Source organism: Mycobacterium sp. NGS54 (assembly GCF_059812465.1).
The window spans coordinates 726,844-752,810 of record NZ_JCALCS010000002.1 but is presented as its reverse complement, the minus strand read 5'-3'; the positions used below and the strand labels follow the sequence as shown (position 1 = coordinate 752,810).

Below are 25,967 nucleotides of genomic sequence, written 5' to 3'. Positions count from 1 at the left end.
ATCCCGTCCAGCCTTGACGCCCGAGCGCGGTTCGCGTTCCTTTCTAAGTCGATCCGTACGCCGGGCCGAGTGTTCGTACATCGACGTGCAGGCGGCGTGTGGCTCATCCGCCGATTCGCCGCGTCATCCACGCCGGCGGCGCCGGCATCCGGCCCTCGCGGGCGCGGCGGGCAGCGTCGATAGGGCTGACGAAATGCACCTGGTGACCGCCGGAATGGCTCAGAACGTCGAAAGCGACCACGGCCGCCGCGACTCTGTCCGGTTGGTGCTGGCCGGCCTGCCAGGTGACGGCCTGGCGCTCGAACTCGGGCAGGTGCCCGGCGATCCGGCACCGGCCGGTTTCCAGCGCCGCCAGCAGCCCGGTCGAGCGCGCCGCCGCGTCGCCCTTGCCGCGGTCGGTGCCTTTCGGCGGCCAGCCGGCGACGCGAACCGGACGGTTGAGCCGGTACTTGGGCAGCGCCTCAGTGACCAGGCGGGTGTAGGTGGCCCTGGCGCTGAATGCCTCGATGCTGATCTCGCTGGCTCCCACATCACCGGCCAGCTCGACGGCCCGGCGCGCCCACTGATCAGAAGTGAAATGACCGGACATGTCCGCAATCAGGGCGATCACGCCGTCGGCGCCCAGGCTGGCGGCGATGATGCCGGTCTCGTCACCCTCACCGGAATCAGCCGGGTCGACGCCGACGACGATCTTGACGGCCCCCGACGGCGCCGCCGGCAGACGCCAATCGTCCAGCCAATGCCGTTTGATCAAGCCACCCTCCGGCGTGGCGGGCGTGCCGAGGTACATCGCCGCCCAGGCCCGAGATCCCACCTCCGACTCGATCTCGCGGAACTGAGCGGCGGTGCGGCCCACGGCGGATGTCATGGCCACGCCGCTTCGCTCCCGGCACAGTGCATCAGGCACCCCCGCGGTGCTGATGGCCGGGATGTTCACACAACGCCATCGGCTGCCGGGCTCGGCCAGCAACGACCCGGCGATGTCTTCCAGGTGCCATCTCGTGAGAACTAGGATCGCCGAGCCGCCCGGCATTAGCCGGGTCATCAGGCTGGCCTTGAACTCGGCCGTGAGTCGCCGCCGGTAGGCGTCGCTATCGGCCTCCTGAGCGCCCTTCACGGGGTCGTCGACGACTAAGATGTTGGCGCCGAATCCTGTTGTGCTGGAAAGGATTCCGCCCGCCAACATGCCGCCACGATGACGGTTGACTAGCCAGTGGCCCACTGCCTGCTTGTCCGGTGCCAGTTCGATACCGACGACGTCGGGATTCTCGGAGATCAACCGCCGGGCAGCGGCCGAATGAGACTCCGCGAGCAGGTCGCCGTAAGACTTCAGGATCAGTTCGGTGTTGGGGCTGCGGGACAGCAACCACACCGGGAACACCTGCGAGGTGAGCACCGACTTACCGGTGCGCGGCGGCATCGTCACGATCAACCGCGAATCTGGTGTCTCCACGGCGCGCACCAGCTCGTCGGACAGCAACTTGATCGCGGGGGTCACCACGTAGCCAGGGATCAACCGCCGGGCCAATTCGGCCGGCGATTCTGGGCGCCGCCGCTGGCGCGCCGTGACCAGGGCGCCGGCGGCCGTCAGCGCGGCGATGGGATCGTGGGTCAGTGTCTCGGTCACGCAGCTCTCCTCCGATGTTTCGGGTCGAGGCCGACACACGACGCGGGCCAGTCAGAGCAGGTCCACTGGTGACCGCAGCGGGCGCACTGGTAGTGACAGGTCAGATACCGGCCGCCGAGCCAGGTCACCAAAATCGGTGACGTGAGGCTCGCCGAGCGAACCCGGCTATCGGCATGGTGCCCGAGCGGATTGCACCGCGGGCAGTGGTCGGACATCCAAACATCACTGGCGGCGGGTTCGAGCTTCTGGGCGGACATTTCAACGGTGCTCCTCGGGTTTTCGTCGTTGTTCTTTTGGTCGTGATCTCCGGTCAGCCGCCGCCCCGAGGTCATCGCGGCGCTGACCGTGAGCTTTTACGCGGGCACGCGCTGCTGTTTCTTCGTGGCGAGCGGCGGCACTTGCCGGCCCCAGCCGCTGCGGATGCTGGCCAACTGGACGCTGGTCGGGCCGCCGCCGTCGGTGACGCCGAGCGCCGCCAGAACGCCCTCCTCGAAGACCTCGCCGGTGCCGTGGAGCTGTTGGGCCACACGGACCACGGCGGGCCAACACCTTTCGAGCAGCGGCGTGATACCGGCGCCCAGGTGCGTACCACCGGCGGCGGTCAATGCCCTGAAGTCCTTGCAGCCGCCGGCGTCCCATAGCGCAAACAGCTCGCGCATCGTGGGTCGTCGCCCGCCTGCCCGCCACCGTGCTTCCGACCAGGGTCCGGCGTAGGCGGTCAAAGCCTCGGAGCCGGGGGGCATCTCGGGCTCGAACGTCGTCAAACCCTGAGTGCCGAGCACTTTGCTCTGCACGACGATGGCGTTGCGAAGCTGCGCGCTGAGAACTACGCCGCTGACACAGTGGCCTGCCTCGTGGATGCACAGCTCAAGGTGTTCGCGCTCGCGTGGGGTGATGGTGTCGGCAAGCGTCATGCCGGGTTTAGTCATGGCTTGTCCTTTCAAATCGGTTTAGGTGACCGACGCCGGGACAGGGCGCGGCACATAGCGCGGTCCACCACCGTCCCGACGCCGATCACTACCCAGAGTGACAAGTTGCTTGTGGGCTAGCCGATCTCGCTCTTTTCGGTCCTTGGCTTCGGCCTTGGCGGCGCCCTCATCGAGGTAGGCGTTCAGGCAGCCTCGACAGGTCCATCCGTGGACACTGCCGGCGTAATAGAGCACCGGCCCGCCGCAAACTCGGCAGGTTGGGGCGTCGTTGTCGGTGTCGGCCTCGGTGTCGAAGCGCTCAGCGGCGGCGACGGTCATAGCGTGACCGGCGTGTACGGCACCAAGCCCGCCGCCTTCAGGCTGGCCGCGAAGCCGGAGTCCGACTGAGCGACATCGACGTCCCCGCTGTCGGTCACCGCGGAGAACCCTCCGGCGGGCACGAAAGCGTCAATCACGGGTGTGCCATCGGCGTTTGGCATTGGTGTTCTCTCCTTCTAGGTGATCGTGACGGAGGCGATCAGGTGCTCGTAACCGACCAGGACCGTGCGCTCGGCGATGGCCGCGAAAACGTCTTTGTGCACAGTGTCGAGGGCCGTGCGCACCGTCGCGTCGTCCCGCCACCCGAACGGTTGGCTAGTCGCGATGATCATGTCGTCCAGGCCATCGACATAGCCGCCGCCGATGACCCAGAAATGTCCCAACGGACTGACCCATCGCGTGCCCTGTTCGTTGAAGATCCCCAGCTCGGCCGCCGCCCACTGCGCGCCCACATGGAAGAACCCCTGCGTGTTGGTCAAGGCCATTTGGGCTTCCAGGTAGCCGACGGCCAACCTGAGCGAGGCGGCCGTCTGGGCCGCTCCAGGAAGATCGGCAGCATCGAGCTTGAGCCGGGCAGCGAACTCGCGCTCGACACCGACCGACTCTTCAAGGGCAAGGATCTGGGCCGCGCGGGCGGTGATCTCCTCGCGGCTGGCCGCGGTCAGGTCACATTCGTCGTAGGCCCACACCGTGATCGGCGAGAAGGGCTCAAGGATGTCTGGCCGGGTGCCGAACTTGGTTTCGGTCTGGGAGGCGATGCTGTCGCCGTCGATCTGGACGTCGTGACGCTTAGAGAAGTGCAACACCCAAGTACCGGCCGCGGGCGACGTGACGCCGACGGTCTCACCGGAAAGGCTGGACAGGCCGGTCAGGTCCGTTCGCACGGTGTCGGCCGTGGCGTCGTGGGCGATGTCGCTGGCCGTGTCGCCGTCCACGCTGACCGACCAGGTGTCACTGCCGGAGCTGGTCACGGTGACGACCTCGCCGCACCATCCGCCGCCCCACACGCCGAAAGCGTTCTCGCCGCCGTAGTTGTTTCCGCGGACCCTGACGCCGTTCATGAACCGGAGGTCGGGGTCGGGCTGCCAGTCGCCGACCGCCGCGTACAGGCCGGTCGCCAACGGATTCTGCGACGGCGTCGGGAAATCGACCGGCAACAGGTTGCTGGTCGCGATCGAAACGTCATAGTTGATGCTCACAAGTCGATTCCCATCGCTTGGAGTTCCGCGCGCGGGTCAACCGGCTTGGGCAGCGCCGGCGGCGGTGGGTTGCTCTCCGCCCAGGCGACTTTGCGTTCCAGGTCGAGTGCGGCGCGGTCAACGGTCTCGCGCAGCAGCTTCTCTAGGCGAGCTGAGTGGACCTGAGCGACCTTGAGGCCGTCGGCTGCCGTCGCCATCTGGACCAGGGCGTGTGCCCAGCTACCGGAATCAATCGCCGCCGCGTCGATCACCGGCGCGGCGGGCCTGGTGGCCAGCAGTTCAGCGGCCCGCCGCTGCTTGGTGGGATCGGCCCAGGTCAGCAACCCGGCCACGAAATCGTGTGCGGCGTCGGCGTAATTGGCGACCAGGCGCGCAAACCGGGCAGCGGTCGGCGGCGCGTTCACCCGCCCGTCATCGCGGGCGGCCAGGGCAGCGATGCGCTGCGCCAGCGGCCCGGCGACGTCCATGATTTCCCGGCTGGCGCTGAACGACTCGCTCAGTCGCTCGGTGACCAGCCGTTTGCGCCGCCGCTCGCGCCACTGCTCTTGCAAGAACGTGGGCACGGTCTCGGGTTGCCTGCGCAGCCGGCCGGCATACGTGCGGTTGAGCGCGCTGATTGCCGACGGGCGCACCGGGAAAGTCATCGGGCCACCGCCGCTGGCTCGGAGGGCTCGGCGTCGTCCGCGTGCTTGTCGATTGCGTCGAGCAGCGACTCAGCCTCATCGGCCGGGATGCCCATCTCGATGAGAGATGTGCGGTTCCGCCACCAGTCCAGCGCCGCTTTGGCCTCCTCGACGCGGGGACCGGAGGTCTCACCGCGGCTGGCCCATGCGCCGAGCTGGCCGCGCCAGGACTTCCAGCTGAGGTCACGGGGATGCTGCGCGGCGTTGGTGGCGGCTGTCATGTGCTCAGACTAGCTGGTCTCGGTGCAAGTAACTTGCCGAGATAGCAAGGGGCACAGGGTAATTCCCCTCCTTTGTCGGGATAGTCGAGGTCTCAACGTGGGAATCATCACGCAGAGGCGACGCAACCCCGGCGTGAATTGGGCCGGAGTCGCGGGCGTGTCGGGTCAGGCGGATTTGGCGCGTTCGGCGAGCACGCGATACATGGTGGGCGTACTCACCTTCAGCGTCTCCGCGATCATCGGCACGGGCTCACCGCTGGCGCGCAGCTGCTCGGCCTGGCGGATCTGGTCGGCGGTGAGCTTCGACGGGCGCCCAATCGGCAGGCCGCGTGTCTTGCGTGATGCCTTGGCTGCTGCCCGGCGCTCCCGGCCAAGCTCAAGTTCCAGTTCGGCCAGTGACGCCAGCACCCCGGCAACCATGCGCCCAGTGGCGTTCGACGTGTCGATGCCCTCACGCAGAGACCGGAGGATGATCTGGCGCTCGCCAAGGTCGCGGATCGTGGTCATTACCTCGGCGGCGTTGCGTCCCAGGCGATCGATGCCGACGACCACGATGGTGTCGCCAGGCCGGGCGTAATCGAGGACGGCGGCCAGGCCCGGCCGCTGCTCCTTGGTGGACGTGCCGGTGAGCTTGTCGCTGTAGACCCTGGCCGCGTCTACTCCGGCGCCAGTGAGCGCGTCGGTCTGGGCGTCGAGGGATTGGTGGCCGGTGCTGACTCGGGCATAGCCGAGCAGCTGGCCGGTGGTGGCGGGGGCAGCAGTGGTGGTCATGCCCCTAATCTTATATCGAAACTCTGACCTCCACAATTTCGATAAGAGAGAACTTTCGATAATTCTGGCCTGGTGCTATGCAGGTCGAGGTGATACCGCGCAGCGGTCTATCAAAACTAAAGTTTCGAGACTGGGGTTCAGCCAACGAAGCCGTTCTTGGCGGCGGGCCATCCCCGGAAAGGGTCATACTCACCCGGTCGAGGCTCAGGCAGAAGCTGGGCCACGGGCGCCGGCTCAACGTCGGGCTCGGTGTAAGTCTCAACGTCAGGCTCAGCTTCGGGGTCCGCCGCTTCGGGGCTGAGTGCCACGCTGGGCAACGAAACGGGCTCGGGCGCAACCTGGTCGTCAGGGTCGGGATGGCTCAGCGAATCACCGGCTCGATGACGCTCCACGGCCAGCCATTCGGACAGCTCGTCGGCGGGGATGCCACCGGCGGCCAGGACACCGCGCGCGATCTCGACGTGGAGCGGCCAGACCGGATCGTCCGGCCCGATCACCTGACCGGCCAGCTCGCGCAGCTCCGTCACGGCCTGGCGCTCTAGGTCGGCCGGGCTCAGCTTGCCGTCGGCGACGTCGCGGGCGACCGAAGCCGCCGCCTTGATGGCGTCCTCGGTGGTCATGATGGTCATCGGGTGATCTCCTCAATTTCGGCGTCGATGATGTTGCCGCCGCCGATGGCGGCCTGCGGTTGGCGCTGGGCGGCCAGGGCCAAAAGCTCGGCCTCCATCCGATCGATGATCGCGGCCGGGTCGGTGGACACGTTGATGTCGACTTGCTGGGCGACGGGGACGTGCAAGCCGTTGATCTTGGCGTCCTTGTCGATGTTGTCGGCAATGGCGCGGGCGTAGGACACCACGGCCTGATGATCGCCCTGTTGCTTCGCTTCGGCCAGGCCGGCGAACATGATCGACTTCGTGATCCGCAGCCCGTCGGCAGCCGTCCGGCGGGCTGCGGCGGGATTGTCGGCAGGCTCGGACTCCGCCAGGCGGGCCACCGCCAACTGTGCCGCCCGCCGTGAGCGGAAGCCCTCGGAGTCGGCGATCTGCTGCCATGTCTTCCCGGCGCCGCGCAGCCACCGCGCGCGCTCGGCGCGGCGCCGGGAGTCTTCTCGGCTCATCACTGGTCCCGGTCGTGCCATGTGGCCATTGTGGGGTAATTGCGTGCAGCGGCCAGGTCGGCGGGCGCGGGCCGGTCGGAGAGGGTGCCGCCGCTCTCACTCATGTCAGGCCCAGCCGGTCAGCCGGCGCGCCGGTGAGGATGCCGCCGCTCTCGTTGGGTTCCCCCTCCCCCCGTTCCCCCTATTTACATAGGGGGGGAGAACAACGTGGGTATGGATGGGCAGAAGTTGGGTTACCCCTTGGGTCATGGTTGGGTCACTGCCCCCGACCTGGTCAAACTCACTTGGGTTATCCCTTGGGTCATGGTTGGGTACCCGCCCGCCTGATGGGTCGGTGACCCAAGGGTGACCCAAGTGGACGCAATCGGACTGAAAACGCCCTGAGCTGCGGATTCACTCGAAGGACCCAACCATGACCCAACTTGCGAGCACGCCAGGTTGGGTCATGGTTGGGTCACTGGCGCTGAGCTGCGGAAACGCGTGATTCCGCCTGTAGAAAGCCCCCACGCAGGTGATCACGGCGCCGGTTGCGCATCCATGTCATCGGTGCCCGGCGTCGTCGGTGTCCGTGAACACGTTCATGTCGGCGGGATCAAGCGGCGGGTACTCGTCGGGCTGGTAGAACACGTTCTTGAGGTAGTCGCGCTTGGCGACGACCAGTTTCCCGTGTGCCACTAGCAGCTTCACCGCTTCATCGGCGGTGTTGAAGCTGCATACCTTGTGCACCTTGCGCACTTTGCCCCTGGTAGTTCGCTCCTCGCCGATGATCTCGCTCGCGGCCAGCGCCAGCGCCCTCTGGGTTTTCCCCTCGCCTTGGATGCAGTGTTCCTGGGCGAGCGCGTAAATGGGCTTGACGTAGGCGGACCCTCTGCCGGTCCACTTCTCCATGGGCGCCTCGGGGTCGAACGTGGTGGGGTCGGAACCGGGCGCCAACACCAGAGAGTCCCCGCCGCCTTCGAGCACGACCTTGACCACGTTGAACCGGTACGGTCCTTCGACCGCGTCGTCTTTCATCTTGCCGACCTCGATCGTCACCTCCATCGACGTCGGGTTGTCACGCAACGCGATCAGTTGGACATCAACCGCGTTCAGCCACGCCACCGAACCGCGTGCGTTGCGCGGATCGACCTTAGTGGTGTGGTGCAGCACCAGCACCGCGGCGCCCGTGCGCCGGATGAATGTGTCGATGTGGGCGACGGCGCGCCCTTGATCGGTGGCGGAGTTCTCTTCCAGCCCGACCGTGCACCGCGCCTGGGTGTCGAACACCACGAGGCCCGCGTGGTGCTCTTCCGCTTTGGCCGCCACGTCATCCATGTCGCGTTGTGAGCCGAGCTGCGCCGCACCATGCAGCACGGTGAAGTTCCTTTTCACGAGCGCCGGGTCAACCTTGCGCTTGACGCACCACGCGTGGACCCGTTTGGAGATGCCGCGAACACCCTCGCCGACGACGTAGAGCACGTGGACCGGATCGCCTGTCGCGAACCGGTCGCTTCCCGCGAACGGCGTGCCCGTCGCCAGCGACAGCGCCATGTCGAGCGCGATGAAACTCTTGAGCGACTGGGACATGCCGACAAGGTGGATCAGCGACGCGGCCGGCAACAGCTTGTCCACCAGCCACTCAGTGCCCGGCAGGCTGTCCAGCTCATCGATGGTGCGCCACCGCTTATTCACCGGATTGCGGTGTGCGACACCGCCTGACTTGTGGCTGTCCCGCGCCGCGGCAAGCTCGGCCAGCGCAGCGCTCTGATCGTCCTTGCTCGCCGGCTTGAGCTCGAACAGGGTCTCGATCGCCACCTCGTGCTGCCGCACCAGCTCGTCCGCGGTCACCAGGTAGTTGTGTTCTTCCCATCCGTGCCGCCGCGCGCCGGCCCCCATGTTCCACGTGTCGCGGTTGCGCTGCTCGATCCGCTTGCGGACGTCGTCGGCGACCTCGGGACCGCAGACCTTCTCCACCTCGTCCAGCGCGTACAGCCGGCGGCGAGGAATTGACTTCTTCGCTTTGTCGGCTTTGTTGAAAGCGGTCAGCACCCGCAGGTACCGCGCTTCCAGCTCGGCACCGATCACGTTCGGGTCGGTGGCACCGCTCTCGTCGGCGAGCTTGGCGACCTCCGCGCGCGTGAACGTCACCGGCGACTTTCCTTTGTCCCAGACCTCGCGAGGAACCGCCGTGAGGCTTTCGAACGTCATGCCCCGCGACACGGACATGTCGTATTTGCGGTAGGACCTGACCAGCCGCTGCCACATGTCGGGATCGTGTTCGAAGACGGATGTGTCCGCATCGACCCCGAGCTTGTCGGCCCATCGTGTCCCGTCCGCCCACGGCGAGGGCGAGTTCGGCGAGCCCGAACCTTGGCCGGGGAACGCCACGGCGGCCCGCGCGTGACCGTTGGGGCTGGCCTTGGCCTCATCACGGGCGGTGCGGCTGCCGGGTTTCGGACTCGTATTCATGTGTTCCTCTTTTTTGGTCGAGAAGGGGACAGACTCTCGGTGGAGTCGTCGTTGAGGTGATGCCGTTGGGCAGCGCGTCGAGGCCAAGACGCAGCCCGGCGGCATCGCTGCATTTACGGGTCACTCACGTTGCGCGCCTATGGGTTTCGTCTCGACCGTGCCCTTGGTCGGTGCGGGACAGCGCCAGCAGCAGCTCCCCGGCGCGGCGTAGGTCGTCAGGAGAGAACTTCGCGACCTGGGCGGCCACCCAGGCCGGATCGACTGGCGAGTCGTCGACGACGGTAGAAACCAGGCCGCGCTCGGCCTTGAAGGCCTTGTAAGCTGCGGCATCGACCAGGTAGCGGCGGTTGAACTTGGCTGCTGGCAGCTCACCGGATCTGATCAGACCCCAAACCTTCGCGGTCTGGCATCTCAGATCAGCGGCAATCTCCTCAGGCGTGAGGGTGCGCGGTTGAAAGGTGGTTGCGGACATCGTGCGAAATCTCCGATTCGATTCGGTCGATTTCGCACGAGTCCCTGAGCCGGGCTGCCCTGCGCCACCCTCTGGTTATCGTGCGTGGGCGCCTCTTACTGCCGCGCCACTCCTGGCTGTAGCGTGCCGCCCGCCGAGCCCATCTGGGGCCGACGTTTTGGCGCCCCCAGCTCCTGCAGGGCCTGCTCATTGCCGAGGGTCGACGCCAAATTTAACTCAGCACCGGTGTGCGCCGCCAGTTACCGTTGCTAAGTTTTGTCCTTAGAGACAAGCCCGTCAAAGTCGGGTAAGTCCAACGGATTTCGTAGATCAGCGCGGAGTGAGCGCCCGGCTGTCGATGAGGATGCCATCCTCTTTGGCGTGCCACCGGCTCGCGACCCGATCCACCTTGATGGTCATTACCGCGCGGATGAACTCGCGCTTGCGTGTCAGCGGAAGCCGGCGCCACATCGCCACCGGGTCCGGAGCGGTGGCCAGCTCCCGCACCACCGGCTCGGTGAACGTGGGAGCCGTGGATTTTTCCAGCTCGGCGATGCGCTCGGCCAGCCGCGTCGCAACCCGAGCGCCGACATCGGCGGGCATCTTCATCTCGGTGATTTGGTCCTCAACGGCTTCTAGTTGGCGCTTGAGTTCTTCCAGGTCGGCCTTGGCGGTGGAGTCGGGCTCGGCGGGCGGGGCAGCTAGTGCCGCCAGCGCCTCGGGTGTGCTGAGGATGCCCTCGACCACCGACAGCACGACGGCATCGACTTGGCCCAGATTGCGCCCCACGCAACCCTTCCGGCACTTGTAGACCTCATACAGGGAGCCGTCCTTTTTGCGTCCGGCCTTGCCCCGCCAGATTTTGTCCTCGCACACCGCGCAGCTGGCGAGGCCCGACAACAGGTGCACCGGCTCAGGCCCGCGGGGCCCGGTCTTACGGGCGGCGAACAGCGCCACCAGATCGTCGTGCTGCTCGGGCGTGAGGATCGGCTGCCAGGTGCCCTCCTTGACGATCTTTTGTGGGCCGCGTTTGCCGTTGACCTTCGCGCTCTGAGTGCGGTAACCGGCGTTGGTGGCGTTGAGCAGGATGCGCCGGAGCTTCGCGTCGTTCCAATGGGGCTGCGGGTCTTTGTCTGCGATCCAGCGGACTACCGACGCGAGGCTGTGGCCGTCGAGCACCCGCCGCGCCGCCTCAGCGACCAGGGGAGCGCGAGCCGGGTCGGGTATGCGGCCGGCGGCCTTGCCGGTCTCGGGGTCACGAACGATCTTGTAGCCGTACGGAACTCGACCGTGAGGCTTGCCCGCCGCCAGGTTGGCGCGGTGAGAGCGAACGATACGCTTGCGGATGTCCTCGGCTTCGCGCTCGGCGATCAGAGCGTCGAGGCCGGTGGTGAATCGGTCGTCGCCGTCGTCCATGTCAAACAGCCGGCCGGAGTAGGAGAGCTGCACCCCGCGGTCGGAGCACAGCCGTCGCAGGTCAACGTAGTGGTCCAGCGACCGGCCCGCCCGGCTGGCTTCCCAGACCACCAGCACGTCGCCCGGCTGCAGGATCGTCCTCAGCCGCTCGTATTCGGGCCGGTCTTTGGTGGCGAAACGGGTTGCGGAGCGGTCGTTGTCGGTCAGCACGTCGGCCACGGGCCAGCCTCGCCGCTCACACTCGGCCCGGCACTCAGCCTCTTGCTCGGCGACGGAGCGCCCTTTGGCCCGGTCGGATGACACTCGCGCGTAGATGACTGCACGGGTGACCTGCGGTGATAGCGTCGTGGTCATAATAAGAGAATATACAACACTCAAGCACGCGTTCGACGTCTGCTACTACCCGTGCCTCGACTCGACGCGGGGGCGACCGTTCGGCGTGTACCTGCACGGCAACGAGGGCACCGAGGGCGCCGAGCGGGGCATCGAGGCCATCACCACCGGATTGGGTTGGACGAAAGTGGCTGAAACCGTGGTAGTTTCGGGCAAACCCAGCAAGACCGACCTGGAAGCGTGCTGGGAACTGGGCGCGACGGTCGCCGCTCAGCTGATGGGATGAGCGACTGATAGGTCGGGCTGGAATGCCTCCGCCGGCTGGACCAGAGCCAGGGCCGTGCTGGAGCCGATCGGGCCGTGCCGGTCGAACAGGGTGGCGGTTCCGGTGGCCACACCGGCGGTGCCGTAATGGCTTTGGGCCGCCAACCCCAGGAACTCGCCGTCCGGCAGGCGGCTCGCGGTGACGGTGTAGTCGGCGTTGATATAGCGCAAACCGCCGGTGCCCCAATGGGTGAGCGAGCTCGTGATGTCGCCCACGAACCCCAGGCGGGCGAACGGCGTGAGCGGGTAGCCCTGCACCATCGGGCGAAACAGCCGCGTCCACGCGAACTTCTGGGAATGGGCCTGTTCCCACTCGCCCGCCGCGATGCCGGGGCTGCCCGCACGCGTAGCCCCGTAGCCCCAGATCAGGAACGGCATGTCGGCCGGGGAGCCGTCGGCGTCGGCCGGAAGCGGCGGCATCTCGACCGGGCCGGACCACACCTGACCCTCGGGATGCTCGCCCCGCCGCAGGAACAGCCCGCTGGCCCGCGCGACGACTCGCCCGTTCTGCACCAGCGCGGCGTCGACGAGTTTGATGCGCCGGCCTTCCCGCTGCACCGACGTCTCGATCCGCACCGGTTCGGGCAAAACCGGGCGCAGCAGGTCGACCGTGAGGCGCGCGGGCTGAAGCTCGGAATCGATGCCGGATTGCTCGATTCCGAACGCCAGCAGGCCGCCGACGTTTTGACCGCCCAGCGCCGTGCCCCACGGTCCCCGCGCCAGCGGGCTCGGCAGATAGGAGTCGCCATCGACAGCGAAGAACGCCTCGGGCATGATGGCGGAATCCTCGATCGTCACCGCTATCACGATAGGGCAGGAGGATATAGGGACCGGGCATGCCTCCAGTGATCGAAATTCCGCGCACGCACAACCCATTCCCGACGACCGGCGTGTCCCGCGGCGCCGACGGTATCCCGCGCTACGAACGCCTGCCCGCCACCCTGCTGGACATGCTCGCCGAACAGGTCGACAACCGCCCGAACAGCGAGGCCGTCGTCGAACTCGGCGCCGGCCGATTGACCTACCGGCAGCTGTGGGACCGCGCGGCGCGGGTGGCCGGCGGGCTGCGGGCGGACGGCCTGAGCCCGGGCGATCGCGTCGCGGTGCGTTACCCGGCCGGCATCGATTGGGTGCTCGCGTTCTGGGGCACCGTGATGGCCGGTGGCGTTGTGGTCGCGGTCAATACGCGCTCCGCGCAACCCGAGGTCGAATTCGTCCGGTCCGACTCGGGCGCCCGGATCGATCTCGCGCCGCACGCGCCACTGCCCGACGGCAACCCCCACGTGACCCACGGCCTCGGCCACACGGATATCGCCGCGCTGTTCTACACCTCGGGCACCACCGGCCACCCGAAGGGCGTGCCGACCACCCACGAGGCGTTCGTCACCAACACCGAGAACGCGATCCGCTGCCTCGACCAGCCGAGAGACCTCGGCGAGGGAATGCGCACGCTCATCTCGGTGCCGCTGTTCCATGTAACCGGCTGCAACTCACAGCTTTTGGCCGCCGCCCGGCTCGGGGGCGCGTCGGTGATCATGCCCGCGCTCAACCTCGACGAATTGATTGCGACGCTGGCCGCCGAACGCATCTCCGTCATGGTGACCGTGCCGGCGATCTACGCCCTGATGTTGCGGCACAAGGCCTTTGCCGACGCCGACGTGTCCGGTGTGCGCTGGGTCGGCTACGGGGGCGCACCCATCGCGCCGTCGTTGGTGGGAGCGGTGAAGGAGGCGTTCCCCCACGCCACCGTGTTCAACGGGTACGGCATGACCGAGACCGCGTCGCTGATGACCGTCCTGCCGGACCGCGACGCCGTCGAGCACGCCGACTCCGTGGGGTACGCCGTGCCCTCGGTGGACCTCGGCCTGGTCCCGTTCGGCGGTGACGAGCCCGGCGTCGGCGAGTTGGTCACGCGCGGCGCCAACGTCACCGCGGGCTACTGGAATCGCCCGGAGGCCGACAGGGGCACGTTCGCGGACGGCTGGCTGCACACCGGCGACGTCGTTCGCGTCGATGACGCCGGGCGGGTGCACATCGTCGATCGGCTCAAGGACATCATCAACCGGGGCGGCGAGAACGTCTCCAGCGTCGAGGTCGAGGCGGCGCTGTTGTCGGCGCCCAACGTCGCCGACGCCTGTGTGCTGGCGGTGCCCGACGACGTGATGGGCGAGAAGGTCGGCGCCGTCCTCTTCTCCGGCGAGGGCGGGATCGACGTGCGCGCCGTGCTCGAACACTGCCGCGGCCGGCTGGCCGACTACAAGATCCCGCAATACGTCACCGTGGTAGCCGAAGCGCTGCCCCGCAACGCCGGCGGCAAACTGCTCAAAGGCAAGCTGCGCGGCGAGGTGGAATGGGGCGACCCGCTCCGATGAGCTCCGCCCTGCTGATCGCCAACCGCGGCGAGATCGCCCTTCGGATCATCCGCACGGCAACGGAACTGGGCATCCGGACGGTAGCGGTCTACGCCGAAGACGACGCCGAGAGCCCCCACGTGCACGCGGCCGACGAGGCGATCGGCCTGCCGGGCGCCGGGCCGGCGGCCTACCTCAATCAGGCCGAACTGCTCGCGGCGGCCAAGCAGTCCGGCGCCGAGCTGATCCACCCGGGTTACGGGTTCCTGTCCGAGAACGCCGAATTCGCGCGCGCCTGTTCGGCCGCCGGATACACGTTCGTCGGACCGGGCGCCGACGTGCTCGAGCTGGTCGGCGACAAGTCGTCGGCCCGCGCCGCCGCGACCGCCGCCGGCGTGCCGGTGCTGCCCGCCACCGACGGACCCAGCAGCGTCGAGGACGTCAAGGCATTCTTCGCCGAGCGGGACGGCGCCGTCATGATCAAGGCCCTCGCCGGCGGCGGTGGCCGGGGAATGCGGAAGGTGCGTAGCGCCGACGAGATCGAGCACGCCTACCAACAGTGCGCCGCGGAAGCGCAACTCGGCTTCGCCGATCCCGCGCTGTTCGCCGAGGCCGTCCTCGACGCCGCGCGGCACATCGAGGTGCAGGTCGTGGGCGCGGTGGCCGGGCACCAGACGCGCGCGCTGGCCCTCGGCGACCGCGACTGCAGCATCCAGCGGCGCTACCAGAAGCTGCTCGAAATCGCGCCGGCCCAAGGGCTTTCGGACGCGCGGCGGCGCTCCCTGCACCAGGCCGCCGTCCGGCTGTGCGCCCGGGTGGGCCTGCGCGGGGTTGCCACCGTCGAATTCCTGGTCGCCGGTGACCAGTTCGTCTTCCTCGAGGTCAACCCGCGCATCCAGGTCGAGCACCCGGTGACCGAGGAAACCACCGGGGTGGACCTGGTGGCCGTTCAGCTGGCCATCGCCGGCGGCGCGTCGTACTACGAACTCGGGCTCCCGGCCGGAGTCGCCTCGGACGGAAGCGAAGTGATCGGCGAGCCGGCCGCCCGCCGCGGCATCGCGATCCAGGCGCGGGTCAACATGGAGACCTTCGCCGCCGACGGCTCGGTGATGCCCGCGGCGGGCACGTTGACGGTGTTCTCGCCGCCGAGCGGCCCCGGGGTGCGCGTCGACACCTACGGCCGGGCGGGCCTGGTCACCAGCCCGCGCTACGACTCGCTGCTGGCCAAGGTCATCACCCACGTGCGCGGAACGTCGTGGCCGGCGGCGGTGCGCAAGGCCCGCACCGCCCTGGGTGAATTCGGCGTCGAGGGCGTGCGCACCAACATCGGGTTCCTGCAAGAGCTGTTGAGCGACAGCGCGATCCAGTCCGGCTGGGTGACGACGGACTTCCTCGACGAGAGGCTTCCCGAACTGGCCGCCGCCGCGCTGTCCCACCCGCAGGACGTCCGCGCCGCGCCGGTCGAGCTCTACCCCGGCGAGGAAGCCCTGCGCGCCCAACTCGCCGGCACGATCGTGGAGGTGGCCGCGGAGGGGGAGGCCTTCGGCGCCGGCGCCCCGCTCGTCGTCCTCGAGGCGATGAAGATGCAACATGTGCTCGCCGCACCCGACGCGTTGCGGACGGTCCGGAACCTGGTGGCGCCGGGCCAGGTCGTCGGAACCGGCGATCCGCTGCTGGTCTTCACCCGCACGGACACCGAGGCTGACAGCGAATCCTTTTCGGCCGCACTCGATCTCGACCGGTTCCGCGCCGACCTCGACGAGGTCAACCACCGGCACCTGCTCACCCGCGACGAGGGCCGCGACGCGGCCGTCGCCAAGCGGCACGCGCGCGGCCGGCGCACCGCCCGCGAGAACATCGCCGACCTGGTCGACCCGGGCACCTTCGTCGAATACGGTGCGCTGGCCATCGCCGCGCAACGCAGCCGGCGCTCCGAGGAGGACCTGATCGCCAACACACCGGCCGACGGGCTCGTCGCCGGCCTGGCCAGGATCGGGGGCGCCGAGGCGGTCGTGGTGTCGTACGACTACACGGTGCTCGCCGGTACGCAGGGCATGCGCAATCACGCCAAGACCGACCGGGTCTTCGAGCTGGCCACCCGAAAACGCCTGCCGGTGGTGCTGTTTGCCGAGGGCGGCGGGGGTCGGCCCGGCGACACCGATGTCGGCGGCGCCGCCGGGCTGGACGTGCCGACCTTCCGGATGCTGGCCGCGCTGAGCGGGCGGGTGCCGCTGGTGTCGGTCGTCTCCGGGCGCTGCTTCGCCGGCAACGCCGCGCTGGCCGGGGTGTGCGACGTGATCATCGCGACCCCCGACGCCAACATCGGGATGGGCGGCCCGGCCATGATCGAGGGCGGCGGCCTCGGGGTGTATCGGCCGGAGGCGATCGGCCCGATCGACGTGCAGCGGCACAACGGCGTGGTCAGCGTGGTCGCCCGCGACGAGGCGCACGCCGTCGTACTGGCCAAGCGGTACCTGTCCTACTTCCAGGGCCGTAACCAGGAATGGGCGGCGCCGGATCCGCGGCTGGCCCGACATGTGGTCCCGGAGAACCGATTACGCGCCTACGACGTGCACCGCGCGATCGAGTCGATCGTAGACGTGGGCTCCGCGCTGGAGCTGCGCCCCGACTACGGCGTCGGGATCGTCACCGCGCTGGTTCGCGTCGAGGGGGTGGCATACGGGCTGATCGCCAACAGCACGCATCACCTCGGCGGCGCGATCGACGCGGAAGCGGCCGACAAGGCGGGCGACTTCCTCACGCTGTGCGAGTCGTTCCGGCTGCCGGTGATCTCGCTGTGCGACACCCCCGGATTCATGGTCGGGCCCGACGCGGAGAAGGAGGCCGCGGTGCGCCGCTTCGGCCGGATGTTCGTGCTGGGCGCGAGATTGACCGTGCCACTGGGAATGATCATCCTGCGCAAGGGATATGGGCTGGGCGCGATGGCGATGGCCGGTGGTTCCTTCCGCGCGCCGCAGTTCACCGTGGCCTGGCCGACCGGTGAGATCGGCGGCATGGGGCTGGAAGGGGCCGTGCGGCTCGGGTTCAGCAAGGAGCTCGCGGCCCAGCCGGACCCACTACAACGACAGCAGCTGTTCGACAAGCTCGTCGCGGCGGCCTACCAACACGGCAAAGCGCTGAGGTCGGCCACCACGTTCGAGCTCGACGACGTCATCGACCCGGCAGACTCCCGGGCCTGGATCACCAGGCTGCCGGGAGGCTGAGGGTCCTAGGGGTTATCCGTGGCCGGAGCCGCAGCCGACGCCCGGCAGGCATCCGGTGCCGCCCGGCACGCCGCCGGGGCCGGCGAACTGGCCGCCCGAGCCGCAACCGACGCCCGGCACGCAACCCTGCCCGCCGGGTCCGCCGCCGGGCCCCTGGTTCTGGCCGCCCGACCCGCAATTGCCGTTGGCGTCGCAGCCGCCGCCGCCCGGGTCGTCCTTGAAGACGACGTGCGTCTGGACCGGAGCATTCGCGGCCGGACCAGCGGCAAAAGCGTCGGCGGAGGCCGCCGGTGCGGCGGCGATCGCCGCGGCGACCGCCCCGGCCACGACCAGTGGTTTCATGAGAGTTAGTTTCGCTAACATGCGACTCGCATACCACGTGCACACGTGTACAAAACATCGCTGACGAAAATTATTGACGCAGCCGACAGAAGGCACACGATGACCTCACTGGATTTGACCGGACGGACCGCGATCATCACCGGCGCCTCGCGCGGAATCGGGCTGGCGATCGCCCAACACCTGGCCGCCGCCGGCGCCGACGTGGTGCTCACCGCCCGCAAGCAGGAGGCGGCCGACGAGGCCGCGGCGCAGGTCGGCGAGAAGGCCGTCGGCGTCGGCGCGCACGCCGTCGACGAGGACGCCGCGCGGCGCTGCGTCGACCTCACGTGCGAGCGCTTCGGCCGGGTCGACATCCTGGTCAACAACGCAGGAACGAATCCGGCGTACGGTCCGCTGATCGAGCAGGACCACGCCCGCTTCACCAAGATCTTCGACGTCAACCTGTGGGCGCCGCTGCTGTGGACCTCGCTCGTGGTCAAGGCGTGGATGGGGGAGCACGGCGGGTCGATCGTCAACACCGCCTCGATCGGCGGGCTGCACCAATCCCCGGCGATGGGCATGTACAACGCCACCAAGGCCGCGTTGATCCACGTGACCAAGCAACTGGCGCTGGAACTTTCGCCGCGCGTCCGGGTCAACGCCATCGCGCCCGGTGTGGTGCGCACCAGGCTGGCCGAGGCGCTGTGGAAGGACCACGAGGATCCGCTGGCCGCGACGATCGCGCTCGGGCGCATCGGCGAGCCGGCCGACGTGGCGGGCGCCGTCGCCTTCCTGGTCTCGGACGCGGCGAGCTGGATCACCGGCGAGACGATGGTGATCGACGGCGGACTGCTGCTCGGCCCCGCCCAGGGATACCAGGCCCAATGAGCACCACCGACGTCACGGCGGACCTGACGGCGCGGGTCCAGGCGCTGCTCGACGAGCACGACCCGGCCACCACCGAACCACGGGAATTCCTTGGCGCGCAGTACGACGCGGGCCTGGCCTGGGTCCACCTGCCGCAGGGTTTCGGCGGCCTGGGCCTGCCGCGCGACGCGCAGCAGCTGGTCGACGCGCGGCTTGCCGCCGCCGGTGCGCCGGTGGGCGGCACCGTCAAGAACTACATCGGCATGGGCATGGCGGCGCCGACGATCGCGGCGTTCGGGACCGACGAACAGAAACGAAAGTTCCTGCGCCCGTTGTTCACCGGCGAACAGATCTACTGCCAGCTGTTCAGCGAGCCCGGCGCGGGCTCGGACCTGGCCGGGGTGTCCACCCGTGCGGTCCGCGACGGGGACGACTGGATCGTCAACGGACAGAAGGTGTGGACGTCGCAGGCACAGCACGCGGACATGGCCATCCTGGTCGCACGCACCGACCCGTCGGTGCCCAAACACGCCGGCCTGACGTACTTCCTGTGCGACGTGACCCAACCCGGAGTCGATATCCGGCCGCTGCGCCAGATCACCGGCGAGGCGGAGTTCAACGAGGTCTTCCTCACCGACGTGCGGGTGCCGGACGCGAATCGGCTCGGCCCGGAGGGCGGCGGCTGGCGCGTCGCCACCACCACGCTCAACAACGAGCGGGTCGCCATCGGCACGCGCGCCGGGATGCCGCGGGAGGGCGGTCACATCGGCAAGGTCACCGCGGCCTGGCGGCACGAGCCGGCGCTGCGCAACGCCGCCATGCACGACGAGCTGATGCGGCTGTGGGTCGACGCCGAGGCCCTGCGGCTGACGGGTGAGCGGTCGCGCCAGCAGGCCAGCACCGGGCAGCCCGGACCGGAGGGCGCGGGCATGAAGGTGGCCTTCGCCCGGCTTGCCCAGGCGATCTCGGGGTTCGAGATCGAGCTGCACGGCGAGGCGGGCCTGCGCTACGACGACTGGACCATGCGCCGACCGGAGACGGTGGACCTGGTCGGCCGCGAGCCCGGATACCGGTACTTGCGGGCGCGGGGCAACTCGATCGAGGGCGGCACGTCGGAAATCCTGCGCAACACCATCTCCGAACGAATCCTCGGCCTGCCGGGCGAACACCGGGTGGACAAGGACGTCGCGTGGAAGGACCTGCCGCGGTGAGCGATCTCCTGTATTCCGACACCGAGGAGGCGTTGCGCGACAGCGTTCGTCACCTGTTCGCCGACCGCTGCCCGCCCGAATCGGTGGCCAAAGCGTACGACCCGGTGCCACAAGACTTTTCGGACCTCTGGCGGACGCTGGCCACCGACCTCGGCGTGGCCGGACTGCTGGTGCCCGAATCCCTGGGCGGCGCCGGCGCGTCGGCGCGCGAGGCCGCCGTCGTCATGGAGGAGATCGGGCGCGCGGTGGCGCCGGTGCCGTTCCTGTCCAGCGCGGTGCTCGCCACCGTCGCGCTGCTGCGCGCCGGCGACACCAAGACGGTGGCGGCGCTGGCCCGCGGCGAGCACACCGCGGCGCTGGTGGTGCCGCTGTCCACCGCGCCGGGCGATCCGGTGGCGGGCGTGAGCGTCGGCGGCGACGGCCTGACCGGGCTGGTCGGCAGCGTCGCGGGCGCCGCCGAGGCCGACGTGCTGGTGGTGCCGGCGGCCGGTTCCGACGGGCTCGAGCTGCACACCGTGCCGCGCACCGCGGCGGGCGTGGAGGTTTCGCCGGTGCTGGCCCTGGACATGACGAGACCGCTCGCGAGCGTGCGCTTTTCGGGCGCCACGTCGTCACGGCTCGGGCCGGCGGACGCCGCGGTGGCCGAAGCGCTTGCGAGCGGGGCGGCGCTGCTCGCGTCCGAACAACACGGCGTGGCCCAGTGGTGTTTCGACACCACGCTGGCGTATGTCAAGCAGCGCAAGCAGTTCGGCCGCGCGATCGGGTCCTACCAGGCGATCAAGCACCGGCTGGCGGACCTCTGGTTCGAGGTCGGCACGGCGACGGCGGTGGCGAGGCACGCCGCCGACACGTGCGCCAGCGGCGATGACGACGCCGCCACCGCAGCCTCGCTCGCGCAGGCCTACTGCAGCGGCGTCGCCGTGCACGCCGCCGAGGAGTGCGTGCAGCTGCACGGCGGCATCGGAATGACCTGGGAGTATCCGGCGCACCTATATCTCAAGCGCGCCAAGAGCGATCAGTTGGCGCTCGGCACGGCGTATCGTCACCGCGCCCTGTTGGCGAAGTTGGTGAACCTGCCGTCGTCGTGACTCCGGCCATCGCTGGTGAGCCACAGCTCCTCGGTGCGGTCGTGAAAGGTGACCAGCGCGACGGTGTCGTCGCGGCGGCGCATCGCCGACTTGCTCATGCTGGCCCACACCGAGTGTCCGTCCCGGTGCCGCAATTCGACGAGTCGCTTGGCTCCCGTGCCGACCAGCGCGACCCAGTGGTCGTCGGCCGGTAGGCGGTAGAAGACGTCTTCGAAGATCATCGACGCGAGTTCGTCGGGCGCGTAGCCCACCATGTCGCAGAACGAGCTGTTGGCGAACAGGATGGCCCCCATGCGGTCGACCGCCAGGGCCGGAGCCGGTAGCCGGTCCAGCACGACCAACGCCGGCATCCGATGAAGTTCGTCGATCGGCAATTGCCCGGGCGGCCTCGGGCGTCGGCGCTCTCTGCGTGGAAGGCCGGCGGCTGGGGGAATCTCCGCGAGCATGGACCCTCCCGTCGTCGCTCTGACGCCAAACGCGTTGACAGCAAATAGTATGGTAAGCCCCACTAGTTGTCTACATTTCGCTGGCGGTATTAGCTATTAGTCACATGCACAATTAATTAATGCGTTGGTTACCAGCTATCGACGGAGTTTTGCTGGTGCAATTTATTAGCTGCAGTTCCCACGGATCCGTCAGTGCATGAGGAATAGTGTCAATCCAGCAAACTCTCTAGCTCGCCTTCGCTAACGTCGTTGACGGGCACGGCATCGTCGCCGCGGTGCGGCAGCAACTGTCCTGCCGGGGACATCGCTAACTCCGGCCTCCGCGCTCGCCGAGGCTCGAGGCGGGTTATGTTCAGGGCGATCGAAGATATGTTTTCGCTCGGCAAAGACCTCCCGCGCATATGTTTGGCTCGCCGTGTCCGGCGCTGCTGCACAATCGGTTCCCGAGTCACCGCCGGCGGAAATGGGGATAGCGAATGCGTGTGTTGCTGTCGACATACGACTCGCGCGGGGGCGTCGAGCCGCTGCTGGGCCTCGCGGTGCAACTGCGGGCACTCGGCGCCGAGGTCCGCATCTGCGCGCCGCCCGACGACGAGTTCGCCGAGCGGGCGGCCGGTTTCGGCGTGCCGCTGGTGGCGTTCGGTGAATCGGTGCGCGCCATGACGTGCGCGGCCGGGCCCGTGCCCGAGGCGTACCTGCGGCGGCACTTCGACGAGTTGATCGCCGCGCAGTTCGACACCGTCGCGGGCGCGGCCCAGGGGTGTGATGCGCTGGTGGCCGCGGGCCTGCTGCCGGCCGCGGCCGGCGCCCGGTCGGCGGCCGAAAAGCTGGGCATCCATTACGTTTACGCGAGCTATCACCCGACCAACCTGCCGTCACCGCACCACCGGCCGCCCTCGTTCTGGAACTGGCCGCTGCCGCCGGGCGCGGTCGACCACCGGACGCTGTGGGACCTGGACGCCCAGAACGTGAATGCGCTTTTCGGCCCGACACTCAACCGGCACCGGGCCGCGGCCGGCCTGCCCCCGGTGCGCGACGTCCGTGGCCACGCCCTCACCGACCGCCCGTGGCTGGCGGCGGACCCGACGCTCGGGCCGTGGCAGGAGCCGACGGACCTCGACGTCGTCCACACCGGCGCGTGGATGCTGCGGGACACCCGCCCGCTCCCGGCCGAGCTGGTCGAGTTCCTGGACGCCGGCACGCCGCCGGTGTACGTGGGCTTCGGCAGCATGCCCCTGCGCGGCCCGGCGGACATCGCGCTTGCCGCCGTCGAGGCGATCCGCGCGCAGGGCCGGCGCGCGGTGGTCGCCCGGGGCTGGGCGGGCCTGGCACCGATCGACGACGGGGACGACTGCTTTGCCGTCGGCGAGGTCAATCAGCAATCGCTGTTCGGGCGCGTGGCGGCCGTCGTGCACCACGGCGGCGCGGGCACCACGACCACGGCCGCCGGCGCGGGCGCCCCTCAGTTGGTGGTGCCGCAGGGCGCCGACCAGTTGTATTGGGCCCAACGGGTGGGCGAACTGGGCATCGGCACCGCGCACGTGGGAACGGTGCCCACCGCCGAGTCGCTGTCGGCGGCGCTCGAGCCGGTGCTGGCGCCCGAGGTCCGCGCGCGAGCGGGCGCCGTGGCCCGCACGATCCGCACCGACGGGGCCGCGGTGGCGGCGACCCTGCTGCTGGAGACGATCAGCCGGGAAGGGGCCGCCAGCCTATCGCGGTAGCGCCGATCCGAAGACCTCCGTCATCGCCGCCCAGTGCCGCTCGGCGGCGGCGGGGTCGTACGGAGGGTTGTCCGGGACCGCGAACCCGTGGGCGGCCGAATACCACTCGATGGTGTGGGCCACGCCCGCCGCCGTCAGCGCCTTGTCGAGCTGCTCGGCGTGATCGGCGGTGAAGGATGCGTCGTTTTCGGCGCCGCCCACATACACCGTCGCGGTCATTTGGTCGGCCAGCAGGTGCGGGCTGTCCGCGCCGTCGGTCACCAGCCCGCCGCCGTGGAAGGAGGCGGCGGCGGCGACGCGGTCCGGCAGGCGGCCGGCCACCACCAACGACGTCCGCCCGCCCATGCAGTATCCGCACACGCCGAACCGGTCCCCGGATACCTCGGGACGGCCGGCCAGGTAGTCGAAGAACGCGCCGGCGTCGGCGGCCATCTTGTCCGGCGTGATGCCGCCGATCATCCCGAAAAGGCGCCTGCGTTCCTGCTCGTCGGTGAAGACGGTGGCCATGTCGAATGGGGCCCAGTCGCCGCTGCGGTAGTACACGTCGGGAAGCAAGACCGCGTAGCCGAATCCGGCGAGCTTGGCGGCCATCTCGTCGAAAGTGTCTCGCACGCCGCCGGCGTCGCAGTACATGACAATTCCTGGCCAGGGACCGGGCCCCTGGCCATCGGGGCCCTCGGGGGTGAACAGTCCGACCGGGCAGGAGCCGTCGGGGGTGCTGACGCTGTCGGTGATCTTCGGCATGGGATCCGTTCTACTCCCCGTCCCGCGAGGTAGATTGGCCGCGTGCCGATCGCCACCCCCTACGAGGACCTGCTGCGCGTGGTGCTCGAGCGGGGCGCGGCCAAGTCCGATCGCACCGGCACCGGCACCCGCAGCCTGTTCGGCCAACAGATCCGCTATGACCTGTCGGCCGGATTTCCGCTGCTGACCACCAAGAAGGTGCACTTCAAATCGGTGGTCTACGAGCTGCTGTGGTTCTTGCGCGGCGACTCCAACGTCGCCTGGCTGCAGGAGCACGGCGTCACCATCTGGGACGAATGGGCAAGCGAGACAGGCGATCTCGGGCCCATCTACGGCGTGCAGTGGCGGTCCTGGCCGACGCCGACCGGCGAGCACGTCGACCAGATCAGCGCGGCACTGGAATTGCTGCGCAGCGACCCGGATTCCCGGCGCATCATCGTCTCGGCGTGGAACGTGGGCGAAATCCCGCGGATGGCGCTGCCGCCGTGCCACGCGTTCTTCCAGTTCTATGTGGCCGACGGGCGGCTGAGCTGCCAGCTCTACCAGCGCAGCGCCGACCTGTTCCTCGGGGTCCCGTTCAACATCGCCAGCTACGCACTGCTCACCCACATGATGGCCGCCCAGGCCGGCCTCGGGGTCGGCGAGTTCGTGTGGACCGGGGGCGACTGCCACATCTACGACAACCACGTCGAACAGGTGCGGACCCAGCTCGGTCGCGAGCCGCGGCCCTACCCGGAACTCGCCCTGGCGCATAGGGATTCGATCTTCGACTACACCTTCGAAGACGTCGTCGTGAAGAACTACGATCCGCATCCGGCGATCAAAGCTCCCGTCGCGGTATGACGCGCGTATGACACGCGTCGGCCTGGTCTGGGCTCAGTCGACGTCCGGCGTCATCGGGCGCGGCGGGGACATCCCATGGCGGGTGCCCGAGGACCTGGCCCGCTTCAAAGAGGTGACCATGGGCCACACGGTGGTGATGGGCCGTCGGACCTGGGAGTCGCTGCCGGCGCGGGTGCGGCCCCTGCCGGGCCGGCGAAACGTCGTCCTGTCCCGGCGGCCCGATTACGTTGCCGAAGGAGCCGAGGTGCTCGATTCGCTGGAGGCGGCGCTCACCGAGCCGGTGGCGTGGGTGATCGGCGGCGAGCAGATCTATTTGCTCGGGCTGCCGCTGGCCGACCGCTGCGAGGTCACCGAGGTCGAAATCGACCTGCCGCGCGACGACGGCGACGCGCTGGCCCCGGTGCTCGACGAGTCGTGGTTGGGCGTGACGGGGGACTGGCAGGTCAGCCGCACGGGGCTGCGCTACCGGTTTCACACGTACCGTCGTCTGTGAGGGGTCACGCCGGCGGCGCCGCCCGCGTGACAGGCCGAGCCTGACATACTCGGTACTCGGGGTCGGTCTCACGGGTCTAGGAAAAAGCATGTCCAGCAAGGGGGGATTTTCAGTGATAACCGAACCCGCGAAGACGTTTCCGCGTGTGTTCAGGGGCTACGATTCGGCGGCGGTTGACGCGTCCATCGAGGCGCTGACCGCCAAGCAGCAGCTGCTGCTCAACGACGTCAGGAGCCTGGAGGCGCGGCTGACGCAGGCCGGCGACGAAGCGGCGGCACTGCGCAAGGAGGTCGCCGTCCTCACCGACACCTCGCCCTCGCCCCACGCGGTGCAACTGCGGATGGCCAACATGCTGCGGCGCACGGTCGACGAGGTTTCCCAGCTGCAGGCCGAGGCGCGGGCCGAGGCGGACGCGCTGATCGCGTCGGCGGAGGCCGAGGCCGAGGCTTCCCGCCGGGAGCACGAGGAGCGGATGGCGCAGCTGACCGCGCGGCGCGAAGCCCTCGAGGCGGAGTACGACGAAAAGAAGAAGAAGCTCGAGGCCGAACTGGCCGGCATGCGTGACGAAACCGAACGCGCGATCGAGCAGGCCTGGCGCGATGCCCGGCGGGAGGCCGATCACTATCGCGAGCAGGCCCGTCGGTCCGCGGACGAGGCCAGCCAGCAGCGAATCAAGATCCTGGAGCAACTGGAGCGGGTCTACCGCGATCTGGAGCCCGTCCCCGCGGCTCTGGCGGCGGCCCACCAAGAACAGAAGGATCTGCCGGAGGCGAGCGTCGTCGTGCCGCTGGGCGAGAAGGTCGGCGCGCGGTAAACGCCCG

26 protein-coding genes and 1 pseudogene are annotated in these 25,967 nt (G+C 68.8%); 10 read left to right on the top strand and 17 right to left on the bottom strand.

Annotated features, from left to right (window positions below; genetic code table 11):
• Positions 1 to 103: 103 nt before the first annotated feature.
• The 13 genes from AC5Y5E_RS08335 to AC5Y5E_RS08275 form a co-directional block, all read right to left on the bottom strand.
• Complete coding sequence (locus AC5Y5E_RS08335) at positions 104 to 1,627, bottom strand: terminase large subunit domain-containing protein (RefSeq protein ID WP_499902496.1); 1,524 nt, start codon at positions 1,625 to 1,627, stop codon at positions 104 to 106.
• 353 nt (positions 1,628 to 1,980) lie between these two features.
• Complete coding sequence (locus tag AC5Y5E_RS08330; RefSeq protein ID WP_499902495.1) at positions 1,981 to 2,556, bottom strand: hypothetical protein; 576 nt, start codon at positions 2,554 to 2,556, stop codon at positions 1,981 to 1,983.
• 21 nt (positions 2,557 to 2,577) lie between these two features.
• Positions 2,578 to 2,874, bottom strand: coding sequence for a hypothetical protein (locus AC5Y5E_RS08325; RefSeq protein WP_499902494.1), 297 nt, complete (start codon positions 2,872 to 2,874; stop codon positions 2,578 to 2,580).
• Complete coding sequence (locus AC5Y5E_RS08320; protein ID WP_499902493.1) at positions 2,871 to 3,035, bottom strand: hypothetical protein; 165 nt, start codon at positions 3,033 to 3,035, stop codon at positions 2,871 to 2,873. Before AC5Y5E_RS08320 ends, AC5Y5E_RS08325 begins: the two co-directional genes overlap by 4 nt.
• Before the next feature lie 15 nt (positions 3,036 to 3,050).
• Positions 3,051 to 4,073 carry a hypothetical protein gene (locus tag AC5Y5E_RS08315; protein ID WP_499902492.1) on the bottom strand — a complete coding sequence of 341 codons (1,023 nt, stop codon included), beginning with the start codon at positions 4,071 to 4,073 and terminating at the stop codon, positions 3,051 to 3,053.
• A complete protein-coding gene (locus AC5Y5E_RS08310) occupies positions 4,070 to 4,717 on the bottom strand; it encodes a hypothetical protein (RefSeq protein ID WP_499902491.1) in 648 nt (215 codons plus the stop codon). The genes AC5Y5E_RS08315 and AC5Y5E_RS08310 overlap by 4 nt, the downstream gene beginning before the upstream one ends.
• Positions 4,714 to 4,977 carry a hypothetical protein gene (locus AC5Y5E_RS08305; RefSeq protein ID WP_499902490.1) on the bottom strand — a complete coding sequence of 88 codons (264 nt, stop codon included), beginning with the start codon at positions 4,975 to 4,977 and terminating at the stop codon, positions 4,714 to 4,716. Before AC5Y5E_RS08305 ends, AC5Y5E_RS08310 begins: the two co-directional genes overlap by 4 nt.
• Positions 4,978 to 5,142: 165 nt before the next feature.
• Positions 5,143 to 5,748: a recombinase family protein gene (locus AC5Y5E_RS08300; RefSeq protein WP_499902489.1), complete on the bottom strand. Its 606-nt coding sequence runs from the start codon at positions 5,746 to 5,748 to the stop codon at positions 5,143 to 5,145.
• A gap of 137 nt (positions 5,749 to 5,885) precedes the next feature.
• Positions 5,886 to 6,377, bottom strand: a complete 492-nt coding sequence (locus AC5Y5E_RS08295; RefSeq protein WP_499902488.1) for a flagellar hook-length control protein — start codon at positions 6,375 to 6,377, stop codon at positions 5,886 to 5,888.
• Positions 6,374 to 6,886: a hypothetical protein gene (locus AC5Y5E_RS08290; protein ID WP_499902487.1), complete on the bottom strand. Its 513-nt coding sequence runs from the start codon at positions 6,884 to 6,886 to the stop codon at positions 6,374 to 6,376. The genes AC5Y5E_RS08295 and AC5Y5E_RS08290 overlap by 4 nt, the downstream gene beginning before the upstream one ends.
• A gap of 519 nt (positions 6,887 to 7,405) precedes the next feature.
• Positions 7,406 to 9,313 (bottom strand): AAA family ATPase, encoded by a 1,908-nt coding sequence (locus tag AC5Y5E_RS08285; RefSeq protein ID WP_499902486.1) that lies wholly within the window; start codon positions 9,311 to 9,313, stop codon positions 7,406 to 7,408.
• Between the two features lie 124 nt (positions 9,314 to 9,437).
• The gene (locus AC5Y5E_RS08280) at positions 9,438 to 9,785 is read right to left on the bottom strand and encodes a helix-turn-helix domain-containing protein (RefSeq protein WP_499902485.1); all 348 of its coding nucleotides are present in this window, start codon (positions 9,783 to 9,785) and stop codon (positions 9,438 to 9,440) included.
• Positions 9,786 to 10,094: 309 nt separating this feature from the next.
• Positions 10,095 to 11,534, bottom strand: coding sequence for a recombinase family protein (locus tag AC5Y5E_RS08275; protein ID WP_499902484.1), 1,440 nt, complete (start codon positions 11,532 to 11,534; stop codon positions 10,095 to 10,097).
• Between the two features lie 19 nt (positions 11,535 to 11,553).
• On the opposite strand from AC5Y5E_RS08275, the pseudogene AC5Y5E_RS08270 reads away from it, so the two are divergent.
• A pseudogene (locus tag AC5Y5E_RS08270) lies at positions 11,554 to 11,799 on the top strand (flavodoxin family protein); the annotation flags it as partial.
• Here the strand turns inward: AC5Y5E_RS08270 and AC5Y5E_RS08265 are convergent.
• On the bottom strand, positions 11,784 to 12,635 hold the full coding sequence (locus tag AC5Y5E_RS08265; RefSeq protein WP_499902483.1) for a thioesterase family protein: 852 nt from the start codon (positions 12,633 to 12,635) through the stop codon (positions 11,784 to 11,786). The pseudogene AC5Y5E_RS08270 and the gene AC5Y5E_RS08265 overlap by 16 nt on opposite strands.
• 38 nt (positions 12,636 to 12,673) lie before the next feature.
• Here AC5Y5E_RS08265 and AC5Y5E_RS08260 point away from each other — a divergent pair, with 38 nt between their 5' ends.
• Complete coding sequence (locus AC5Y5E_RS08260) at positions 12,674 to 14,209, top strand: class I adenylate-forming enzyme family protein (protein WP_499902482.1); 1,536 nt, start codon at positions 12,674 to 12,676, stop codon at positions 14,207 to 14,209.
• Complete coding sequence (locus AC5Y5E_RS08255) at positions 14,206 to 17,412, top strand: carboxyl transferase domain-containing protein (protein WP_499902481.1); 3,207 nt, start codon at positions 14,206 to 14,208, stop codon at positions 17,410 to 17,412. The genes AC5Y5E_RS08260 and AC5Y5E_RS08255 overlap by 4 nt, the downstream gene beginning before the upstream one ends.
• 12 nt (positions 17,413 to 17,424) lie before the next feature.
• Here the strand turns inward: AC5Y5E_RS08255 and AC5Y5E_RS08250 are convergent, their stop codons facing one another.
• Positions 17,425 to 17,754, bottom strand: coding sequence for a PE-PGRS family protein (locus AC5Y5E_RS08250; protein ID WP_499902480.1), 330 nt, complete (start codon positions 17,752 to 17,754; stop codon positions 17,425 to 17,427).
• Between the two features lie 99 nt (positions 17,755 to 17,853).
• On the opposite strand from AC5Y5E_RS08250, the gene AC5Y5E_RS08245 reads away from it, so the two are divergent.
• From AC5Y5E_RS08245 to AC5Y5E_RS08235, 3 genes are read left to right on the top strand one after another with little or no spacing between them, the layout of a single operon-like run.
• The gene (locus AC5Y5E_RS08245; RefSeq protein ID WP_499902479.1) at positions 17,854 to 18,621 is read left to right on the top strand and encodes an SDR family oxidoreductase; all 768 of its coding nucleotides are present in this window, start codon (positions 17,854 to 17,856) and stop codon (positions 18,619 to 18,621) included.
• Complete coding sequence (locus tag AC5Y5E_RS08240; protein WP_499902478.1) at positions 18,618 to 19,811, top strand: acyl-CoA dehydrogenase family protein; 1,194 nt, start codon at positions 18,618 to 18,620, stop codon at positions 19,809 to 19,811. The genes AC5Y5E_RS08245 and AC5Y5E_RS08240 overlap by 4 nt, the downstream gene beginning before the upstream one ends.
• Positions 19,808 to 20,899 (top strand): acyl-CoA dehydrogenase family protein, encoded by a 1,092-nt coding sequence (locus tag AC5Y5E_RS08235; protein ID WP_499902477.1) that lies wholly within the window; start codon positions 19,808 to 19,810, stop codon positions 20,897 to 20,899. The genes AC5Y5E_RS08240 and AC5Y5E_RS08235 overlap by 4 nt, the downstream gene beginning before the upstream one ends.
• On the opposite strand, the gene AC5Y5E_RS08230 is transcribed toward AC5Y5E_RS08235, so the two are convergent.
• The gene (locus AC5Y5E_RS08230) at positions 20,854 to 21,249 is read right to left on the bottom strand and encodes a PAS domain S-box protein (protein ID WP_499902476.1); all 396 of its coding nucleotides are present in this window, start codon (positions 21,247 to 21,249) and stop codon (positions 20,854 to 20,856) included. The genes AC5Y5E_RS08235 and AC5Y5E_RS08230 overlap by 46 nt on opposite strands.
• Before the next feature lie 572 nt (positions 21,250 to 21,821).
• Here AC5Y5E_RS08230 and AC5Y5E_RS08225 point away from each other — a divergent pair.
• Positions 21,822 to 23,066, top strand: coding sequence for a glycosyltransferase (locus AC5Y5E_RS08225; protein WP_499902475.1), 1,245 nt, complete (start codon positions 21,822 to 21,824; stop codon positions 23,064 to 23,066).
• On the opposite strand, the gene AC5Y5E_RS08220 is transcribed toward AC5Y5E_RS08225, so the two are convergent.
• Positions 23,055 to 23,810 carry a dienelactone hydrolase family protein gene (locus AC5Y5E_RS08220; protein WP_499902474.1) on the bottom strand — a complete coding sequence of 252 codons (756 nt, stop codon included), beginning with the start codon at positions 23,808 to 23,810 and terminating at the stop codon, positions 23,055 to 23,057. The genes AC5Y5E_RS08225 and AC5Y5E_RS08220 overlap by 12 nt on opposite strands.
• Positions 23,811 to 23,852: 42 nt before the next feature.
• Between AC5Y5E_RS08220 and AC5Y5E_RS08215 the strand changes: the two genes are divergently transcribed.
• From AC5Y5E_RS08215 to AC5Y5E_RS08205, 3 genes are all read left to right on the top strand, one after another.
• Positions 23,853 to 24,653, top strand: a complete 801-nt coding sequence (locus AC5Y5E_RS08215) for a thymidylate synthase (RefSeq protein ID WP_499902473.1) — start codon at positions 23,853 to 23,855, stop codon at positions 24,651 to 24,653.
• A 7-nt stretch (positions 24,654 to 24,660) separates the two neighbouring features.
• Positions 24,661 to 25,146, top strand: coding sequence for a dihydrofolate reductase (locus AC5Y5E_RS08210; protein ID WP_499902472.1), 486 nt, complete (start codon positions 24,661 to 24,663; stop codon positions 25,144 to 25,146).
• A gap of 112 nt (positions 25,147 to 25,258) precedes the next feature.
• The gene (locus AC5Y5E_RS08205) at positions 25,259 to 25,960 is read left to right on the top strand and encodes a cell division protein DivIVA (protein ID WP_499902638.1); all 702 of its coding nucleotides are present in this window, start codon (positions 25,259 to 25,261) and stop codon (positions 25,958 to 25,960) included.
• The last annotated feature ends 7 nt before the right edge of the window (positions 25,961 to 25,967 follow it).

Coding starts and splice junctions, on each gene's coding strand:
- AC5Y5E_RS08330 (WP_499902495.1), bottom strand. CDS start 2,556: ATGACTAAACCCGGCATGACGCTTGCCGACACCATCACCCCACGCGAG.
- AC5Y5E_RS08325 (WP_499902494.1), bottom strand. CDS start 2,874: ATGACCGTCGCCGCCGCTGAGCGCTTCGACACCGAGGCCGACACCGAC.
- AC5Y5E_RS08320 (WP_499902493.1), bottom strand. CDS start 3,035: ATGCCAAACGCCGATGGCACACCCGTGATTGACGCTTTCGTGCCCGCC.
- AC5Y5E_RS08310 (WP_499902491.1), bottom strand. CDS start 4,717: ATGACTTTCCCGGTGCGCCCGTCGGCAATCAGCGCGCTCAACCGCACG.
- AC5Y5E_RS08305 (WP_499902490.1), bottom strand. CDS start 4,977: ATGACAGCCGCCACCAACGCCGCGCAGCATCCCCGTGACCTCAGCTGG.
- AC5Y5E_RS08300 (WP_499902489.1), bottom strand. CDS start 5,748: ATGACCACCACTGCTGCCCCCGCCACCACCGGCCAGCTGCTCGGCTAT.
- AC5Y5E_RS08295 (WP_499902488.1), bottom strand. CDS start 6,377: ATGACCATCATGACCACCGAGGACGCCATCAAGGCGGCGGCTTCGGTC.
- AC5Y5E_RS08290 (WP_499902487.1), bottom strand. CDS start 6,886: ATGGCACGACCGGGACCAGTGATGAGCCGAGAAGACTCCCGGCGCCGC.
- AC5Y5E_RS08285 (WP_499902486.1), bottom strand. CDS start 9,313: ATGAATACGAGTCCGAAACCCGGCAGCCGCACCGCCCGTGATGAGGCC.
- AC5Y5E_RS08280 (WP_499902485.1), bottom strand. CDS start 9,785: ATGTCCGCAACCACCTTTCAACCGCGCACCCTCACGCCTGAGGAGATT.
- AC5Y5E_RS08275 (WP_499902484.1), bottom strand. CDS start 11,534: ATGACCACGACGCTATCACCGCAGGTCACCCGTGCAGTCATCTACGCG.
- AC5Y5E_RS08260 (WP_499902482.1), top strand. CDS start 12,674: ATGCCTCCAGTGATCGAAATTCCGCGCACGCACAACCCATTCCCGACG.
- AC5Y5E_RS08255 (WP_499902481.1), top strand. CDS start 14,206: ATGAGCTCCGCCCTGCTGATCGCCAACCGCGGCGAGATCGCCCTTCGG.
- AC5Y5E_RS08250 (WP_499902480.1), bottom strand. CDS start 17,754: ATGAAACCACTGGTCGTGGCCGGGGCGGTCGCCGCGGCGATCGCCGCC.
- AC5Y5E_RS08245 (WP_499902479.1), top strand. CDS start 17,854: ATGACCTCACTGGATTTGACCGGACGGACCGCGATCATCACCGGCGCC.
- AC5Y5E_RS08240 (WP_499902478.1), top strand. CDS start 18,618: ATGAGCACCACCGACGTCACGGCGGACCTGACGGCGCGGGTCCAGGCG.
- AC5Y5E_RS08230 (WP_499902476.1), bottom strand. CDS start 21,249: ATGCCGGCGTTGGTCGTGCTGGACCGGCTACCGGCTCCGGCCCTGGCG.
- AC5Y5E_RS08225 (WP_499902475.1), top strand. CDS start 21,822: ATGCGTGTGTTGCTGTCGACATACGACTCGCGCGGGGGCGTCGAGCCG.
- AC5Y5E_RS08220 (WP_499902474.1), bottom strand. CDS start 23,810: ATGCCGAAGATCACCGACAGCGTCAGCACCCCCGACGGCTCCTGCCCG.
- AC5Y5E_RS08210 (WP_499902472.1), top strand. CDS start 24,661: ATGACACGCGTCGGCCTGGTCTGGGCTCAGTCGACGTCCGGCGTCATC.